The sequence below is a fragment of the Ornithinibacter sp. genome (genome assembly GCF_035443565.1).
Lineage (GTDB): Bacteria > Actinomycetota > Actinomycetes > Actinomycetales > Dermatophilaceae > Fodinibacter.
Window position 1 is genome coordinate 1 of sequence record NZ_DAORSO010000405.1, and the last position, 1,158, is coordinate 1,158.

Genomic DNA, 1,158 nt, shown 5'->3' on the forward strand with positions numbered 1-1,158 from the left:
CGGATGCCGGTCAGGCGGCGGTGACGGGGGCGACGTCACCAGCATCGCGCGCCATCACGTCACCTGTGGCCCCCTGCGCAACGGCGGCCCGCCCGACCACGAACACGTAGGCGAAGAAGAGCGCCTCGGCGACCACCCCGATGAGGATCCGCGCCCAGGTGGGCAACCCCGAGGGCGTGACGAAACCCTCGATGGCACCGCTCACGAACAGCACGACGACGAGCCCGAGCGAGATCGCGATGGCCGTACGCCCCTCCTTCGCGAAGGAGGCGAGCCGGCTCATCGGGCCGGGATCGACCCATGACCAGAACAGCCGCAACCCGACCCCGGCCGCCACGAACACAGCCGTCAGCTCGAGCAGCCCGTGCGGCAGGATCAGGCCGAAGAACAGGGCACCGCGGTCGTTGCTGATCATCAGGGCGGCAGCCACCCCGACAGAGACGACGTTCGAGCCCAGCACGTAGAGCACGGGCAGCCCGAGCACCCCGAGCGCGATGCACAGTGCCGCGACCCGGGCGTTGTTGAACCACACGAGGGTGCCGAACTCGGCGTGCGGGTACTCGGAGTAGTAGTTCTCGAAGTCGGTGCCGACGTACGCCTCGATCTCCGCAGGCGTCAGCTGATTGCTCCACACCTGCGGGTTGTCGATGGCCCACCACGCCACGAACGCGGCCAGGGCGACGCTTGCCAGGGTCGTCGTGAGCCACCACCAGCGCGTGCGGTACAGCGCAGCCGGGAACGTGTGGGTGAAGAACGCCAGCAGGTCCGACCACGTCGAGGTGCGTGCGCCGGCCGAGGCGACCCGGGCCCGGGCCAGCACCGAGGACAGGTAGCTGACGACCGAGGGGTCGGGGCTGGCGGACCGCACGACCGACAGGTGGGTCGACACCCGCTGGTAGAGGTCGAGCAGCTCATCGGCCTCGGCCCCGCTGAGACGCCGGCGGCCGGACAGCTCCTCGAGGCGCTTCCACTGGGGCTGGTGCACCATGAGGTAGGCGTCGAGATCCACCCGTGAAGACTAACCGCCGGGGCCCGGGGCCGCCGGTCGGGTTAGCATCGGCAGGTGAGTGATCCGGGGGGCTACCGCAGCTACGCCGGGGACGACATGATCACCGGCGAAGGCGTGGCCGTCGAGGTGCCGGTCGCGAGCGTCGCCGC

General features: G+C 70.3%; 1 protein-coding gene. It reads right to left on the reverse strand.

Features of this window, described 5'->3' with window-relative positions:
- Positions 1-10: 10 nt before the first annotated feature.
- Positions 11-1,009, reverse strand: a complete 999-nt coding sequence (locus tag PLL68_RS15545; RefSeq protein ID WP_324535642.1) for a stage II sporulation protein M — start codon at positions 1,007-1,009, stop codon at positions 11-13.
- Positions 1,010-1,158 lie beyond the last annotated feature (149 nt).